Raw genomic sequence first — 15,411 nt, forward strand, 5'->3', positions numbered from 1 at the left:
CCGGGCCGGCCGACACCAGGGGCGCCCCGGAGCACTACCGTCCGGGGCGCCCTCGCCGTACCGGCCCCGGCCGCTCAGCCGGGGGCCGACGGCTCCCGGGAGATCAGCCCCTCCCGGTAGGCGATCGCCACCGCCTCCGTACGGCTCGTGGCGCCCAGCTTCGCCAGGATGTTGGAGACGTGCACGCTGGCCGTCTTGCCGGTGATGAACAGCTCCTCGCCGATCTGCCGGTTGCTGCGCCCCAGCGAGAGCAGCCGCAGGACGTCCTGCTCACGTGCCGTCAGCCGGGCGCTCCGCCCGCCGTCGGAGGCCGGAGGGGCCAGCCGGCCCCGCCGCAGCAGGGCGTCGACCCGCTCCAGCAGCGGCGTCGCGCCGAGCCGGACGGCGGTCTCCCGGGCCGCCCTCGCCTCGGCGGCGGCCTCCTCGCGGCGGTCGGCCGCGAGCAGCGCCTCGGCGAACCGCAGCCGGCAGCGGGCCCGTTCGTAGACGTCGCCGTAGTCGAAGGCGGCGACGGCCGCCTCCCAGACGGCCGGTTCGGGACCGCGCGCCGCCCTGACCGCCTCCGCCTCGGCGCGGGCCAGCCACGCCAGCCCCTCCGGCCCCTGCGGCAGGCCCTTCGAGCTCAGCCCGGCACTGGTCCTGGCCAGCTCGGCCAGTTCCTTCGCCGTGTCGGCCCAGCGCCCGGCCTCCGCCTCGGCACCGGCCGCCCTGCGCTCCACGGCGGCGTCGGCGACCGCGCCGAGGGCGAGCGCGGCCAGCCGGACGGTGACGTCGGGCACGGCGCCCGTATCGTCCGTGAGGGCCTCGACCGCCGACCGCATCCGCGCGACGGCGCGCCCGGCGTCACCGCTCCCGGCCGCCGCGTCCGTCGCCACGATCCCCGCGACCAGCGCGCCCATCCAGTCGAACCGCCCGCGCAGCAGCTCCTCGGCCCGCTCCCCGGCGCCGGCGTCGCCCCGGGCCAGCCGCACGTACAGCACGGGCCCCGTGGCGAACGCCCCCGCCGCGGGCAGCGCGTCGGCGTCCTGCTCCGCCGCCCGCTCGCACTCGTCCCAGCGGCCCAGCATGTACAGCGTCAGCAGCCGCAGATACCGCATCTCCAGCGGGTACAGCGAGGACAGCAGCCCCGCCCCGCGCGCCCGGTCCAGCCCCTCCACCAGCCAGGGCAGAGCGCCCTCCAGCTCGCCCGCCTCGAACGCGCCGATGGCGAGGTGGTACAGGGCGCGCATCTCCACCGGGGCGTTGCCCGTGCCGCGGACCAGCTCCCTGGCCTGGCGCAGCCGGGCCCGGCCGGCCGAGGTGCTGCGGCCCTCCAGGGCGGCCAGCGAGATCAGCAGATCGGCCCGCGCGTCGGTGAGACCGAGCTCCTCGGCGACGGCCAGCGCCTGGCGCGCCACCTTCAGCGCGGTCTCCGGCTCCCCGACCTGCCGGGCCGCCAGCACATGCGTGGCCGCCGCCCACACCCAGGTCGGCGACGGCGGCTCGGCCGGGATCAGCGCCAGCGCCTCGCTGCTGTAGGCGTAGGCGGCGGTGAGGCTGTCGACGTCGAGCAGATTGCCCGCGAGGGTGTAGCGGACCCGGGCCGCCAGCTCCGAGTCGGCGTCCTCGCCGACCCCGGCCAGCGCGGCCCGGGTGAGCGAGACCGCGCGGTGCGACTCCCCGGCGTGCGCGGCCGCCGCCGAGGCCCTCAGGGTCAGCGCGATCCGGTCGCCGGGCCCACTCGCGGGCCGTGCCCCGGCCGGCACCGACGCCCACAGGTCCAGGGCGGCCTCCAGATGGCGCAGCTCCTCCGTCGGCGCGCCCAGCCGCTGGGCGTGGTCGGCGGCCTCCAGGGACGCGGCGAGCGCCTCCGGCAGGTCGTGGCTCTCGCGGTAGTGGTGGGCCCGCTCGGCCGCCGTCCCGGCGCCACCGCGGCCGGCCAGCAGCCGGGCGAACGCCCCGTGCAGCCGCGCCCGTTCGCCCGGCAGCAGATCCGCGTACACCGCCTCGCGCGCCAAGGCGTGCCGGAAGGAGTACGTGTCGCCGTCGCCCGAGACCAGCAGCCGCCGCTCGACGGCCTCCCGCAGCGCCGTCTCCAGCGCCTCCTCCGGCAGTCCGACCGCGTCCTTCAGCAGGTCGTGCCCGACCCGGCGCCCGGCCACGGAGGCCGTGCGCAGCACCTGCTGCGCGGTGTCCGACACCTGCTCGAAGCGGATCAGCAGGACGTCGGCGAGAGCGTCCGGCACCCCGCCCGCGCCCGGGTCGGTCGCCGCGAGGAGTTCCTGGGCGTAGAAGGCGTTGCCCTCGGCGCGCTCGACGATCCGGCGGACCGTCGCCTCGGGCAGGGCCCGGGGCCCGTCGTCGTGGAGGCCCCGCACCAGCCGGGCCACCTCGGCGTCGTCCATCGGCCGCAGCTCCAGCCGCTCCACGGACGGCAGCCGCACCAGCTCCGCCAGCAGCGGGCGCAGCGGATGCCTGCGGTGCAGATCGTCCGCGCGGTACGAGGCCAGCACCGCGAGCCGTCCGCCCGGCGTGCCGCCCGCGGGCCGCTGGAGCACCCCACGGCTGAGGAGGAATCTCAGCAGGTCCCGGGAGGACTGGTCGGCCCAGTGCAGGTCCTCGAGGACGAGCAGCAGCGGGCCGAGGTCCGCGAGGTCGGTGAGCAGCCCCGCCATGTCCTCGAACAGCCGCAGCCGCCCGCTCATGTCCAGGGCGCTGTCCGCACCGCCGCCGAGCAGCCGGCCCACCTCGGGACGCGCGGCGAGCACGGGCGCGAGCCGCTCCTCGGCCGCGACGGCGCCCAGCACCTCGGTGAACGGCAGATACGGCAGGCCCACGTCGCCGAGGTCGACGCAGTGCCCGGTCAGCACGGTCACGCCGTCGCGCACGGCCCGCGCGGCGGCCTCGTCCAGCAGCCGGGTCTTGCCCACCCCCGCGTCCCCGGCCAGCAGCACGGCCCGTGCCTCACCGCCCCGGGCACGCTCCAGCACCCCGGCGAGCCGGGCGAGTTCCTCTTCGCGCCCGACCAGGGGAGACACGGTGAAAGAGCTGTTCGACACGTCCCCATCCTGGCACGTGCCAGGGACAGTCCCGCCCGTGCCCGCGGGTCCGCCGCCGTGGGCGGCGGACCCGCGGGCGGCCGGTCAGCGCAGGGTGTCCGCCCAGTTCGCCGGGACGCGTCCCGCCGGACCGGGCGCGGGCTGGTCGGCGGGGTGGCTGACCGGCGGGGCGAGATCGGGCCCGGACGCGTACAGCTCGCCCGCGGTGAAGTCCCAGAACCACTCCTCGCCGGGTTCGTAGGAGCGGATCAGCGGATGGCCGGTCTCCCGGTAGTGCGCGGTGGCGTGCTTCGCCGGGGAGTCGTCGCAGCAGCCGATGTGCCCGCATCGGGCGCAGCGCCGCAGATGGAACCACCAGCCGCCCACCGCCTCGCACTCCACGCACCCGGTGCCGCTGGGCGGGACAGCGGGGTCGATGCCCTCGGTCGCGTCGTCAGTGCTCATGCGCCGGCTCCTCGGTAGTGGCGTGGTCCGCGGCGGCCTCGACGGCCTGGACGACCGCGGCGGCCTCGTCCGCCTGGGCGGCCTCGGCGGCCCGGGCGGCCTGGGCGGTCTCCTCGTCCGCGGCGGTGAGGGGAAGCAGGACCTGGAAGCGGGTGTCGCCCGGAACGGACTCGACCCGCAGACTGCCGTGGTGCTTGTTGACCACGATCCGCCAGGAGATGTCCAGACCGAGCCCGGTGCCCTCGCCGACCGGTTTGGTGGTGAAGAACGGGTCGAAGATCCGGTCGCGGATCTCCGCCGGCACCCCGGGGCCGGTGTCCCGGAACTCCACCATCAGCTGGTCGTGGTCGAGCGCGGTCCGCACGGTCAACGTGCCTTCGCCGCCGCCCGAGTTCATCGCGCCGACCGCGTTGTCGATCAGGTTGGTCCACACCTGGTTCAGCTCCGCCGGGTACGCGGGGATCCTCGGCAGCGTCCGGTCGTACTCCTTGACGACCTCGATCTGCGGGCCGAACTTCCCGGACAGCATCAGCAGGGTGCTGTCGAGGAGTTCGTGGACATCGGCGTTCTGGTACGGGGCGCGGTCGAGCTGCGAGTACTGCTTGGCGGCGCCGACCAGCTGGGAGATGCGGTTGGTGGAGTCCTCGATCTCGTCCATCAACAGCTCGGTCTCGACCGTGTAGTTCAGCCAGCCGACGGCCGCCGGGAGGATCTCCGGGTCCACCGAGGCCGCCACCTGGTCCAGCCAGTCCACGTCGAGACCCGCCTGCACGAAGGTCGGCGCGAGCCGCCAGCCCTCCGTGATGCCGTTCTCGTCCAGCCAGTCGGACATCTCGTCCTCGCGGTCGGCGGCCTCCAGCGGGCTCAGCGAGGGTGCCTTGGCGACGCGTTCGGCGGTGCGCTCCTGGATGTCGATCAGACCCGCGAGCTGCTCGGGCGGATAGGGCCCGGCGGAGATGTGGGCGAGCTTGTGGCGCATCTTGGCGACCCGCTCGCGCAGCGTCGAGGTCGCCCGCACGGCCGCCGCCGCCGGGTTGTTCAGCTCATGGGTGAGCCCGGCCGACAACGAGCCGAGCGCCAGCAGCCGTTCGCGCTGGCCGATCATCCGCTGGGTGTTCTTGGCCCCGAAGAACAGCCCCTCCAGCAGATGCACCGCCATCGGGAACCACTCCCGCATCACGGTGGCGAACGTGTCGGCCGGCAGCACGAAGAACCGCGTCGGCTCCGTCACCCGCATCGTGTTGTTGTACACCTGGCGCACCCGGTCGCCGATGTACGCCTGCATGGCGCCCGAGTACACCCCCGGCTGCGAGGTCCGCACGACCTCCACGTCGTCGTCGCCGACCCGGCGGTACAGCACGCACGTGCCCTCGATCATCACGAAGAAGCAGGTCGCCTGATCACCCTCGGCGTACACCGGACCGGGCTCGAACAGCTCCACCCGGCCCTCGCCGCACAGCCTCCCGAGCTGCTCCGGCGTCAGCTTCTCGAACAGGAACAGCGAGCCGATCTCCTGGGCGTTGCAGGGCATCACCTGTCCGCTCATGACTGCTCCAGATAGCGGTGGACGAGCATCACGGCCATGGCTCCCTCTCCCACGGCGGACGCGACCCGCTTGGCGGACTCCGCCCGCGCGTCGCCCGCCACGAACACACCGGGCACATTGGTCTCCAGGTGGTACGGCGGCCGGTCCAGCTCCCAGCCCGCGGGCGGCCGTCCGTCGGGCGTCAGATCGGGCCCGGCGAGGATGAACCCGCGCTCGTCGCGCAGCACCGTGTCGCCCAGCCAGTCGGTCAGCGGGGCGGCGCCGATGAAGACGAACACCCAGCTCGCGTCGACCGTCTCGGTCTCCCCGCTCGCGGTGTCCCGCAGCGTCAGCCGCTCCAGGTGCTCACCGCCGTGCGCCTCCTCGACGACCGTGCCCGTCCGTACCTCGATGTTGGGCGCCTCGCCGATCTGCTGGATCAGGTAGTGCGACATCGACGCCGACAGCGAGGACCCGCGCACCAGCAGCGTCACCGACTTGGCGCCCTTGGACAGGTACATCGCCGCCTGCCCGGCCGAGTTGGCGCCGCCGACGATGTACACGTCGTGCCCGTGACAGGCGGGCGCCTCGGTCAGCGCCGAGCCGTAGAACACCCCGGCGCCGGTCAGGTCCTGTGCGCCGGGCGCCGCGAGCTGCCGGTACGACACCCCGGTCGCCAGGATCACGCTGTGCGCGGCGACGGCCGAGCCGTCCGAGAACCGCACCACCCGCGCCGCGCCGTTGATCTCCAGACCGGTCACCTCGCGGGCGGTGAGGATCTCCGCGCCGAACTTCGCCGCCTGCCGCCGCGCCCGGTCGGTGAGCTGCGCGCCGGAGACCCCGTCGGGGAAGCCGAGGTAGTTCTCGATCCGGGAGCTCTGCCCGGCCTGCCCGCCGGTCGCCGACCGCTCCACCAGCACGGTGCGCAGCCCCTCCGACGCCCCGTACACCGCGGCGCCGAGCCCGGCCGGGCCGCCGCCGATCACCACCAGGTCGTAGAACTCCGCCGTCGGCGTGGTCGCCAGGCCCACCTGCGCCGCCAGCTCGGGCGCCTCGGGCTCCACCAGCGGGGTGCCGTCCGGGGTGACCACCAGCGGCAGCCTCGTCGCGTCCGCGCCCGCCGCGGCCAGCAGCCGCCGCCCCTCCGGCTCGTCCGCGGAGTACCAGCGGTAGGGCACCTGGTTGCGGGCCAGGAACTCGCGCACCTCCGAGGAGCGCGCGGAGAACCGGTGCCCGACGACCTTGGTGCTGGGCACGGGCCGGAAGTCGCTGGTCCGCCAGGCCTCCAGCAGGTCGTCCAGGACCGGGTAGAGCTTCTCCTCGGGCGGGTCCCAGGGCTTGAGGAGATAGTGGTCCAGGTCGACCACGTTGATCGCGTCGATCGCCGCGTCGGTGTCCGCGTACGCCGTCAGCAGCACCCGCCGGGCGCCCGGATACACGTCCAGGGCCTGCTCCAGGAACTCGATGCCGTTCATCTGCGGCATGCGGTAGTCCGCCAGGATCACCGCCACCAGGTCACCGCGCAGTTTCAGCTCGCGCAGCGCGTCCAGGGCGGACTCGCCGGACTCCGCGCGCACGATGCGGTACGACGCCCCGTAACGGCGTCTGAGATCACGGGCGACGGCGCGGGACACTCCGGGATCGTCGTCGACGGTCAGGATGACGGTGCGCGCGGCCTCGGCGACCGGTGCCATGCCTCTCCCCACCCCGAGCGGTCGGACGGACGCACGGTGCCCCGCCGCCGCGCCGGCTCCCGCCATCGTAAGTTCGTTCGCCCCGCTGCGCTCGGGCGCGCGAGGGTCCGTCAGGTCCGGCGATCACGCAACACGCAGAACTCGTTGCCCTCCGGGTCCGCGAGGACCACCCAGGGCTGCTCGCCCTGCCCGACGTCCGCGCGGCGGGCGCCCAGCGCGAGCAGCCTGGCCACCTCCGCCGCCTGGTCGTCGGGGCGGAGATCCAGGTGCAGCCGGTTCTTGCCGGCCTTGGCCTCCGGCACGGGTACGAAGATCAGCCCCGGCACCCGGTCGGGGGCCGGCCGGATCTCGTACTCCCGCGCCGAGTCGTTCAGCACCACCCAGCCCAGCGCCGCCGTCCACCACCGGCCCAGCGCGACCGGATCGGCCGCGTCCACGACCACCTGCTCCCACTCGAGACCCATCGGGCCAGCGTAGTGAAGACTGGGGCCGGAACCGAGCCATGGACACAGGGAGGCAGCCGAATGACGGGGCCGATCACGGCAGGCGTCGACGGGACCGAGGAGAGCCTCGCGGCACTCGGCTGGGCGGCTCGCGAAGCCGTCCGGCGGGGGCGGCCGCTGCGGGTCGTACAGGCATGGGAGTACGCGTCGCACGAGGCGCTCGGAGGGGACCGGGACGCGCAGGCCGGCTGGGTGCGCGAGGCACTGGCCGAGGCCGTCTCCACGGCCACCGGGCGGTACGCCGGGCTGGAGGTCACGGCCGACGCGGTCGAAGGACCCGTGGTCGACACGCTCGTCGGCGCGGCCGCCGACGCCGGGATGCTGGTGCTCGGCTCGCGCGGGCACGGTGCCGTGCTGGGCTTCCTGCTCGGCTCGGTGGGCCAGCAGGTGATCGCCGGTGCCGCCGGCCCGGTGGTGCTGGTGCGCGCCGGGGACAAGGCGTCCGACGAGGTCGCCGGGCACGAGATCGTCGTCGGCCAGGACGGCGGCGTGGAGGACAGCGCCGCCGCGCTGGGCTTCGCCTTCGAGACGGCCGCCGCCCGCGGGGCGACCGTGCGCGCGGTACGGGCCTGGACGCTGCCGCCCGTGTTCGCCTACAGCCCCGGCTCGATGCGGCTGCTCGACGACGCCGGCGGCCCGGAGCCGTTCGAGAAGAAGGCGCTCGCCGAGGCGCTCCGGCCCTGGCGCGAGCGCTTCCCCGACGTGCACGTCGTCGAGCACGTCGAGATGGGCAGCGCCGGGCAGGTGCTGCTGTCGGTGGCGCGCCGGGCCCAGCTGATGGTGGTGGGCCGCCGCGCCCGCCGTACCGCCGTGGGCGCCCGCATCGGATCGGTCGCCCACGGCGTCCTGCACCACGCGGGGTGCCCGGTCGCGGTGATCCCGCCCGCCTGAGCCGCCCCGGGGCCGCTCACTCGTGCCCGGGGGACTCCAGGGTCTCCCGGGCCGTGGGCAGGATGTTCGCCACGTAGTCCTCGACGGCCGTGTCGATCCCGATGTCGTGCTGCGCCCGCTCGGACAGGTACCAGCGGTGCTCCAGGAGCTGGTGGTAGATCTCCGCCGGGTCCATGGTCCCGCGCAGTTCGAGCGGGACGGCCCGCACGGCCGGCCGGAACACGTCGCGCACCCAGCGGTGCGCCAGCACCTCCGGGCGGGCCGCGAGGGGGTCGCCGGGCGCGTAGTCGTCCTGGGTGGCCATCCAGCTCTCCAGGTCGGTCAGCAGCCGCCGCGCCTGGTTCTCCTCGGTGTCCAGGCCGGTCAGCCGCAGCAGCTGGCGCTGGTGGTGCCCGGCGTCGACGACCTTGGGCACGAAGGTGACCGTGTCGCCGTTGGAGGAGTGTTCGATCTGCATCTCGGCCACGTCGAAGCCGAGGTCGTTGAGCCTGCGGATCCGGCGCTCGATGTAGTGGTACTTGCCCGCCGGGTAGACCGAGACGCGCGTGAGCTCCTTCCACAGCCCGGTGTAGCGGTCGCGGATCTCCTGCCCGAACTCGATCGGGTCCACCGAGGGGTGCAGCGCCCCGGAGGCCTCCAGATCGAGCAGTTCGCCGCTGATGTTCACGCGCGCGAGGTCGAGGTCGTAGTCGCGCTGGCCGGGGCTGAGACGCGAGTGCAGCTCGCCGGTCTCGGCGTCCACCAGGTACGCGGCGTAGGCACCCGCGTCGCGCCGGAACAGGGTGTTCGACAGCGAGCAGTCGCCCCAGGCGAACCCGGCGAGATGCAGCCGGACCAGCAGGACGGCGAGCGCGTCCATCAGCCGGTGCATGGTGGCCGGGCGCATGGTCGTCTCGAACATCGAGCGGTACGGCATCGAGCCGCCCAGGTGGCGTGTGATCAGCACCGGCTCCAGCGGCTCGTCGGCCTTGTCGGTGCGCCCGGTGACCACGCCGAGCGCGTCCACCGCCGGGATGCCGAGCCGGTCCAGGTCGAACAGCAGCTCGTACTCGCGCAGCGCGGGCCGCTCCGCGAGTTCCTTGACCGCGATCACCTCGTCACCGGCGCGCGCGTAGCGCACCACGTGCCGGGAGATACCGCGCGGCAGCGGCACGAGGTACTCCTCGGGCCAGTCCTCCAGCGGCAGATGCCAGGGGAGCTCGAGCAGCAGGGCCGGATGCTCCGGGTTCGTCGCGCTGATGTGCAGAGCCATGCCTCGACCCTAGGGCCTGTCTGGCAAATCCCCGCCTGCCGGGCGACGCCTGGCACGCACTCCCCCAGAGGGGGCACCCCCAGCCGCGTTGCCGAACCGCCCACGTGGCTCCGCCACGTGGGCGGTTCGGCGCCTTGCGATCACACGCACCAGACGCCGCCCGGCCCGCCCTTCGGGCGGACGACGGGGATTTGTCAGACGGGCCCAGCGGCGAGATCGCGGGCCCGGCGCGCGGCCGTGGGTACGGAGCCGCGGTGGGCGGGGCCGTGGCCGGGCAGCAGGAGGTCGGCGTCCAAACCCGCGATCGTCTCCAGCGAGGCCAGGGCGCCCGCGCGCTCGTGGTGGAACATGTCGGGCAGCATCTGCGGGCCCTTCCGCCTCGAGGTGGCGTGGCCGGTCGCCAGGGCGTCCCCGGAGAGCACCGCGCCCCGGTCGGGCAGGTGGAACACCGTGTGGCCCAGGGTGTGGCCGGGCGTGTGCACGGGCACCGGACGGCCGGGCAGGTCGAGGGGGCCCGCTCCGGGGAAGACCTCGGGGGCGGCGACGGGCACATGGGCGGTACCGCCGACGCGCAGCGCGTGCACGGCCCAGGGCAGCACGCCGGGCCGCCAGCCGTTGGCCAGGACCGTGCCGACGCCGACCTGGTGCAGGAACTCCCGGCGGGCGTGCGGGACTTCGGCCTCGTCCATGTACACCGGGGTGCCGTAGGTGGCCCGCAGGTGCTCGGCGGAGCCCAGGTGGTCGTTGTGGGCGTGGGTGATCAGCACCGCCGCGACCGCCTCGGGACGGCTGCCGATCTGCGCGAGGGAGTCCAGCAGCCGCTGCCGGTCGCCCGGGTAGCCGGTGTCGACCAGGGTGACGGCGTCGCCCTCCTCGAGGATCACCCAGTTGGTGTTGCTGCCGTGCACCAGGTAGGTGCCGTCGGCGACTTGCTGCACAGTGGCGCGCATCTTCGTCCCGCGTGGTGAGGAGGGGTCCGGCGGGGGACAGCAAAGCAGATCGGCCGCGTGTTCGGGGTGCGGTTCCGGCAGTTGGGAGACACGTCTCCGGGCGCCGGGAGGTGTGCCGCGCCCCGGGACGGGGCCGTCTCCGGCACCGTCCGCCGGAGACGGCCCCCGCGTGCGCGGGGCGTCCGCCTCTGCCGCCTCAGCGCACGCCGTGCGGGCGGAACTGGACGCTGATGCGCGGCCCCGTGGCACGGCTCGACTTCGGCACGCAGTGCTCCCAGGTCCGCTGGCAGGAGCCGCCCATCACGATCAGGTCCCCGTGCCCGAGCGGCCTGCGCACCGTGCCGCAGGTGAGGCGCCGCTCCGCTCAGGGGGAGCCGTGCCGGGCAGCCGTCGGGGGACCCCTTTCGATACACCGGTGTATCGGATACATTCCCGTATCCGATGAAGGGCGGACGATGACGACCCAGCCGGCGGACCGGCCGACCACGCGGCGCGCGACGGAGGCGGCGACCACCGCACGGGTGACCAAGCGGCGGGTGCGCACCCGCGCGAACCTGCTCGACGCCGCGTTCACCGTGTTCGCGGCCAAGGGGTTCGGGCGGGTCTCCATCGAGGAGGTCTGCGAGGCCGCCGGATACAGCCGGGGCGCCTTCTACTCGAACTTCTCCAGCCTCGACGAGCTGTTCTTCGCGCTCTACGAGCAGCGCGCCGACCTCATCGCCGGGCAGGTCGCGGACGCGCTCGCGCTCGACGGCCCGGACCTGGACGTCCACCGGTCCGTCGACCGGGTCACCGAGGTGCTGCTGCTCGACGTGGACTGGCTGCTGGTGAAGACCGACTTCCTGGTCCACGCGGCCCGCGACCCGGCCGTCGCGCGGACCCTGCTCGAACACCGGGCCACCCTGCGGCGCTCGATCGCCGACCGGTTGGCCCGCGCGCGCGGCCACACCGAGCTGCCCGCCGTACTCGGCGACGCGGACTCCGCCGCCCACGCGGTGGTCGCCGCGTACGACGGAGTCACCGTGCAACTGCTGCTGGACAAGGACGTCGACGGCGCCCGCCGCTGGCTCAAGCAACTGCTCACCGCGCTGCTGACGGACGGCAGCGGCGGCCTCGACTGAGGAAAGGAACGGAGAACGCCCATGGACGCGGACGTCATCGTCGTCGGAGCCGGTCTCGCCGGGCTGGTCGCGGCGCACGAACTCACCAGCCGGGGCAGGCGGGTCGCCCTGGTCGACCAGGAGAACGCCGCCAACCTCGGCGGCCAGGCGTACTGGTCCTTCGGCGGGCTGTTCCTCGTCGACTCGCCGGAGCAGCGCCGCCTGAAGATCAAGGACTCCCTCGACCTGGCCTGGAGCGACTGGCAGGGCAGCGCCGGGTTCGACCGCACCGAGGACGAGGACTCCTGGGCGGTGCGCTGGGCCCGTTCCTATGTCGAGTGGGCGGCCGGGGAGAAGCGCTCCTGGCTCGACGGCCACGGCATCAGGCTGCTGCCCACCGTCGGCTGGGCCGAGCGCGGCGACCTGCGCGCCGACGGCCACGGCAACTCCGTGCCCCGCTTCCACATCGCCTGGGGCACCGGCACGGGCGTGGTCGAGCCGTTCGCCGAGTACGCCAAGCAGGCCGAGCGCGACGGACTGCTCACCTTCCACCACCGCCACCGCGTGGACGAGCTGGTGATCGAGGAGGGCTCCGCGCGCGGGGTGCGCGGCACGCTCCTTGCCCCGGACGACTCACCGCGCGGCGTCGCCTCCAGCCGCGAGAGCGCGGGCGAGTTCGAACTGACCGCGCAGGCCGTGATCGTCACCTCCGGCGGCATCGGCGCCGACCACGACATCGTCCGCCGCCACTGGCCCGAGCGGCTCGGCACCCCGCCCGCCGAGATGATCACCGGCGTCCCCGCCTACGTCGACGGCCGCATGCTCGACATCAGCGCCCGGGCCGGCGTACGCCTGGTCAACCGCGACCGCATGTGGCACTACACGGAGGGCGTGCGGAACTGGGACCCGATCTGGCCCGGTCACGGCATCCGCATCCTGCCCGGCCCGTCCTCGCTGTGGTTCGACGCCCTCGGCCGCCGGCTGCCCGACCCCTGTCTGCCCGGCTACGACACCCTCGGCACGCTCAGGCACCTGCGCACCACCGAGGACATCGCCGGGTACGACCACTCCTGGTTCATCCTCACCCGGAAGATCATCGAGAAGGAGTTCGCGCTCTCCGGCTCCGAGCAGAACCCGGACATCACCGCGAAGGACCGGAAGGCCGTCCTGCGCGACCGGCTGCTCGGCAAGGGCGCCCCCGCCCCGGTGCAGGCCTTCCTGCGCAACGGAGCGGACTTCGTCGTCGCGGACACCCTGGAGCAGCTCGTCGAGAAGATGAACGCCCTCACCGACAAGGCGCTCCTGGACGCCGACGGACTGCGGCGCCAGATCGAGGCCCGCGACCTCCAGTTGGCGAACCCCTACAGCAAGGACTCCCAGATCCAGGGCATCCGCAACGCCCGCCGCTACATCGGCGACCGCCTCGGCCGCGTCGCCACCCCGCACCGCGTCCTCGACCCCGAGGCCGGTCCCCTCGTCGGCGTCAAGCTGCACATCCTCACCCGCAAGACCCTCGGCGGCATCCAGACCGACCTCGACTCCCGCGCGCTCGGCGCCGACGGAGCGCCCGTCGAGGGCCTGTACGCCGCGGGGGAGGTCGCCGGGTTCGGCGGCGGAGGCGTGCACGGCTACAACGCGCTGGAGGGCACGTTCCTCGGCGGCTGTCTGTTCTCGGGCCGGGCGGCGGGCCGGGCCGCGGCCTCCCAGACCGGCTGAACCCCGGCCGGCGCGACCCGCTTCCCCGTCTCGTCCGCCGCGTTCGCTGCGACCGCGTCACTCGCGTTCGTTCGCTTCGGCCGCAAGCTTGCGTTCGTTCGCTTCGGCCGTGTCACCCGCGTCGCAGGAGCCCGGCCAGCACCGCCGCATGGCTGTGCTCCGGGTCCTTCGACGCCGTCAGCAGTGTCACCGGGCCCCGGTCCGCCGACTCGCGCACCCCGTCGAGGAGGCGGGCCGCCTCGGGGTCGGCCAGCTCCGCCTCGTAGCGGCGAGCGAACTCCTCGTAGGACCCCTCGCCCGCGTGGTACCAGTGGCGCAGTTCGGTGGACGGGGTGAGCGCCTTGGGCCACTCGTCCACCTGGGCCGCGTCCTTCGACAGACCGCGCGGCCAGAGCCGGTCGACCAGGACCCGCAGTCCGTCCTCCGACCCGGGCGGGTCGTAGATGCGGCGCACACGGACGCTCACGCTGGGCCCTCCTCGGCCGACGGCTGCTGTCCGGAGCGTAACCCGACGCCCGCGGGGCGGTCCGTGGCGCGCGGCCGGCCGGGTGCCGGGCCGGGGCGGGACGGACGAAGGGCACCCGTCCGGCCGGCCGGACGGGTGCCCTTCACGGCGAGGGGCCCCGGGTTCCTCACCCGGTCCGGCCGCGCCGCAGCAGCAGGCGCCGCTCGCCCTCGCCGGTGCCGCCCCACACCCCGCTGACCTGCGCCGTGCGCAGCGCGAACTGCAGGCACGGCTCCCGCACCGGGCAGCGCTCGCACACCGCCTTGGCCTGCCGTGTCTGCAACAGCGCCGGCCCCGAGGTGCCGATCGGAAAGAAGAGATCCGGGTCCTCATGGCGGCAGCCGGCCCGGTCCTGCCAGTCGTCCATCGGTGTCACTCGCCTTCTCCAAGCCCTCTCGCAAGCGTGTACTCGCCTGCGGGTCACCTGTACACGGGCTCGTCAAACCGACAGATCCGGTCACCGTGCGCAGCACTTGTCGGGGGCACGACCCCTGAGGCCGCACGCGCCGGTCCATTACTGCTCGCGCAGGCCCCACGGAGAGCCGTACGCCGTGAGCAGGTCCAGGAAGGGGCGGGCCGGGAAGGCCTCCGGGCCGAGCACCCCCGAGCCGCTCCAGGCGCCGGTGGCTAGGAGTTCCAGGGCGACGACCGGGTTGACGGCCGTCTGCCAGACCACGGCCTGGCAGCCGTACTCCGCCATCGACCACTCGTTGTCGACCACGTGATACAGGTACACCTCGCGCGGCGCCCCGTCCTTGGTGCCGCGCACCCAGGTGCCCGCGCACGTCTTGCCCCGCATCCGCTCGCCCAGCGTCGCCGGGTCCGGCAGACAGGCCGCGACCACGTCCCGCGGCGAGACGGCCACGGGACCGCCCGCGCTCGGCACGGTCACCGGCCCGGTGCGGTCAAGACCCAGCAGCCGCAGGGTCTTCAGGGTGCTGATGAACTCCTCGCCCAGGCCGTACTTGAAGGTGACCCGACGGGCCTCGACCCAGCGCGGCACGAGCAGTACCTCCTCGTGCTCGACGTTCACGCACTCGACCGGGCCGATGCCCTCGGGGAAGTCGAAGACCTCCGGCTCGCTGAACGGTTCGGTGGTGAACCAGCCGCGGTCCTTCTCGTAGACCACCGGCGGGTTCAGGCACTCCTCGATGGTGGTCCAGATGTTGAAGGAGGGGGCGAAGTCGTAGCCGTCGACGGTCAGGTTCGCGCCGTCGCGGACGCCGATCTCCTCGATCTCGTCGAAGAGCTCGTCGGCCGCGTGCCGGGCGAACACGTCCGACAGGCCCGGCTCGACCCCCATCCCGACCAGCGCCAGCACCCCCGCCTCGGCCCATGAGCCGGCCTCGGCGAACTGCTCGTCGCCGAGCTTGACCCCGCACTCGGCGTACGGGCGCTCGGCGTGCGGCCGCGACAGGGACATCGCCATGTCGACATATCCGGCGCCGGCCGAGCGGGCCGCCCGGAACAGCGGCATCACGAAACGCGGATCGGTGGCGTTGAGCAGTACGTCGCAGCCGTGCCGCCGCAGCAGCGCGGTCACGGCCGCCTCGTCACCGGCGTCCACCCGCTCGGCCGTGAACCGGCCCTCCGCCCCGCCGAGCGCCGCGACGGCCGCCTCGGCGCGGGCCGGGTCGTAGTCGGCCACCACCATGGCCTCGAAGAACGCGCGCCGGGCCGCGATCCGGGTGATCGCGGTGCCCACGCCACCCGCTCCCACCAGCAGTACACGCATGACAACAACTCCCTCGGTAGGTCGACGGTCGAACACGCGGGGCCCCTCGGCGGGATAC

The 15,411-nt window shown here is 74.1% G+C and carries 13 protein-coding genes and 1 pseudogene; 3 read left to right on the top strand and 11 right to left on the bottom strand.

What is annotated here, in order from left to right:
- Nucleotides 1–74: 74 nt before the first annotated feature.
- The 5 genes from ACFYR0_RS07100 to ACFYR0_RS07120 all read right to left on the bottom strand — a co-directional run bounded on the left by ACFYR0_RS07100 (nucleotide 75) and on the right by ACFYR0_RS07120 (nucleotide 7,165).
- The gene (locus tag ACFYR0_RS07100) at nucleotides 75–3,038 is read right to left on the bottom strand and encodes an AAA family ATPase (RefSeq protein ID WP_389322730.1); all 2,964 of its coding nucleotides are present in this window, start codon (nucleotides 3,036–3,038) and stop codon (nucleotides 75–77) included.
- Nucleotides 3,039–3,122: 84 nt separating this feature from the next.
- Nucleotides 3,123–3,482, bottom strand: a complete 360-nt coding sequence (locus tag ACFYR0_RS07105) for a UBP-type zinc finger domain-containing protein (RefSeq protein WP_389322732.1) — start codon at nucleotides 3,480–3,482, stop codon at nucleotides 3,123–3,125.
- On the bottom strand, nucleotides 3,472–5,028 hold the full coding sequence (locus ACFYR0_RS07110) for an ATP-binding protein (RefSeq protein WP_389322734.1): 1,557 nt from the start codon (nucleotides 5,026–5,028) through the stop codon (nucleotides 3,472–3,474). Before ACFYR0_RS07110 ends, ACFYR0_RS07105 begins: the two co-directional genes overlap by 11 nt.
- Nucleotides 5,025–6,701, bottom strand: a complete 1,677-nt coding sequence (locus ACFYR0_RS07115) for an FAD-dependent oxidoreductase (protein ID WP_389322736.1) — start codon at nucleotides 6,699–6,701, stop codon at nucleotides 5,025–5,027. The genes ACFYR0_RS07110 and ACFYR0_RS07115 overlap by 4 nt, the downstream gene beginning before the upstream one ends.
- 110 nt (nucleotides 6,702–6,811) lie before the next feature.
- A complete protein-coding gene (locus ACFYR0_RS07120; RefSeq protein ID WP_389322738.1) occupies nucleotides 6,812–7,165 on the bottom strand; it encodes a VOC family protein in 354 nt (117 codons plus the stop codon).
- A 60-nt stretch (nucleotides 7,166–7,225) separates the two neighbouring features.
- Here ACFYR0_RS07120 and ACFYR0_RS07125 point away from each other — a divergent pair, with 60 nt between their 5' ends.
- Nucleotides 7,226–8,095, top strand: coding sequence for a universal stress protein (locus tag ACFYR0_RS07125; protein WP_389322740.1), 870 nt, complete (start codon nucleotides 7,226–7,228; stop codon nucleotides 8,093–8,095).
- A gap of 16 nt (nucleotides 8,096–8,111) precedes the next feature.
- Here the strand turns inward: ACFYR0_RS07125 and ACFYR0_RS07130 are convergent, their stop codons facing one another.
- The 3 genes and pseudogenes from ACFYR0_RS07130 to ACFYR0_RS07140 all read right to left on the bottom strand — a co-directional run.
- On the bottom strand, nucleotides 8,112–9,347 hold the full coding sequence (locus tag ACFYR0_RS07130; protein WP_389322742.1) for a DUF4032 domain-containing protein: 1,236 nt from the start codon (nucleotides 9,345–9,347) through the stop codon (nucleotides 8,112–8,114).
- 194 nt (nucleotides 9,348–9,541) lie between these two features.
- Nucleotides 9,542–10,297, bottom strand: coding sequence for an MBL fold metallo-hydrolase (locus ACFYR0_RS07135; RefSeq protein ID WP_389322744.1), 756 nt, complete (start codon nucleotides 10,295–10,297; stop codon nucleotides 9,542–9,544).
- Nucleotides 10,298–10,493: 196 nt separating this feature from the next.
- Nucleotides 10,494–10,637, bottom strand: a pseudogene (locus ACFYR0_RS07140) (alpha-ketoglutarate-dependent dioxygenase AlkB); the annotation flags it as partial.
- Between the two features lie 115 nt (nucleotides 10,638–10,752).
- On the opposite strand from ACFYR0_RS07140, the gene ACFYR0_RS07145 reads away from it, so the two are divergent.
- Complete coding sequence (locus ACFYR0_RS07145) at nucleotides 10,753–11,418, top strand: TetR/AcrR family transcriptional regulator (RefSeq protein WP_389322746.1); 666 nt, start codon at nucleotides 10,753–10,755, stop codon at nucleotides 11,416–11,418.
- A 21-nt stretch (nucleotides 11,419–11,439) separates the two neighbouring features.
- A complete protein-coding gene (locus tag ACFYR0_RS07150) occupies nucleotides 11,440–13,113 on the top strand; it encodes an FAD-binding dehydrogenase (protein WP_389322748.1) in 1,674 nt (557 codons plus the stop codon).
- A gap of 112 nt (nucleotides 13,114–13,225) precedes the next feature.
- On the opposite strand, the gene ACFYR0_RS07155 is transcribed toward ACFYR0_RS07150, so the two are convergent.
- The 3 genes from ACFYR0_RS07155 to ACFYR0_RS07165 all read right to left on the bottom strand — a co-directional run bounded on the left by ACFYR0_RS07155 (nucleotide 13,226) and on the right by ACFYR0_RS07165 (nucleotide 15,353).
- On the bottom strand, nucleotides 13,226–13,579 hold the full coding sequence (locus ACFYR0_RS07155) for a DUF488 domain-containing protein (protein WP_389322750.1): 354 nt from the start codon (nucleotides 13,577–13,579) through the stop codon (nucleotides 13,226–13,228).
- A gap of 166 nt (nucleotides 13,580–13,745) precedes the next feature.
- Nucleotides 13,746–13,985: a WhiB family transcriptional regulator gene (locus tag ACFYR0_RS07160; RefSeq protein WP_389322752.1), complete on the bottom strand. Its 240-nt coding sequence runs from the start codon at nucleotides 13,983–13,985 to the stop codon at nucleotides 13,746–13,748.
- Between the two features lie 147 nt (nucleotides 13,986–14,132).
- Complete coding sequence (locus ACFYR0_RS07165) at nucleotides 14,133–15,353, bottom strand: saccharopine dehydrogenase family protein (protein ID WP_389322754.1); 1,221 nt, start codon at nucleotides 15,351–15,353, stop codon at nucleotides 14,133–14,135.
- Between the last annotated feature and the right edge of the window lie 58 nt (nucleotides 15,354–15,411).

This window comes from Streptomyces sp. NPDC005017, assembly GCF_042873115.1.
Classification (GTDB): domain Bacteria; phylum Actinomycetota; class Actinomycetes; order Streptomycetales; family Streptomycetaceae; genus Streptomyces.

What these genes read in the sequence shown, in the direction of transcription:
- ACFYR0_RS07135 (WP_389322744.1), bottom strand. Translation starts at nt 10,297, where the DNA reads ATGCGCGCCACTGTGCAGCAAGTCGCCGACGGCACCTACCTGGTGCAC.
- ACFYR0_RS07120 (WP_389322738.1), bottom strand. Translation starts at nt 7,165, where the DNA reads ATGGGTCTCGAGTGGGAGCAGGTGGTCGTGGACGCGGCCGATCCGGTC.
- ACFYR0_RS07160 (WP_389322752.1), bottom strand. Translation starts at nt 13,985, where the DNA reads ATGGACGACTGGCAGGACCGGGCCGGCTGCCGCCATGAGGACCCGGAT.
- ACFYR0_RS07130 (WP_389322742.1), bottom strand. Translation starts at nt 9,347, where the DNA reads ATGGCTCTGCACATCAGCGCGACGAACCCGGAGCATCCGGCCCTGCTG.
- ACFYR0_RS07125 (WP_389322740.1), top strand. Translation starts at nt 7,226, where the DNA reads ATGACGGGGCCGATCACGGCAGGCGTCGACGGGACCGAGGAGAGCCTC.
- ACFYR0_RS07145 (WP_389322746.1), top strand. Translation starts at nt 10,753, where the DNA reads ATGACGACCCAGCCGGCGGACCGGCCGACCACGCGGCGCGCGACGGAG.
- ACFYR0_RS07110 (WP_389322734.1), bottom strand. Translation starts at nt 5,028, where the DNA reads ATGAGCGGACAGGTGATGCCCTGCAACGCCCAGGAGATCGGCTCGCTG.
- ACFYR0_RS07165 (WP_389322754.1), bottom strand. Translation starts at nt 15,353, where the DNA reads ATGCGTGTACTGCTGGTGGGAGCGGGTGGCGTGGGCACCGCGATCACC.
- ACFYR0_RS07115 (WP_389322736.1), bottom strand. Translation starts at nt 6,701, where the DNA reads ATGGCACCGGTCGCCGAGGCCGCGCGCACCGTCATCCTGACCGTCGAC.
- ACFYR0_RS07150 (WP_389322748.1), top strand. Translation starts at nt 11,440, where the DNA reads ATGGACGCGGACGTCATCGTCGTCGGAGCCGGTCTCGCCGGGCTGGTC.
- ACFYR0_RS07105 (WP_389322732.1), bottom strand. Translation starts at nt 3,482, where the DNA reads ATGAGCACTGACGACGCGACCGAGGGCATCGACCCCGCTGTCCCGCCC.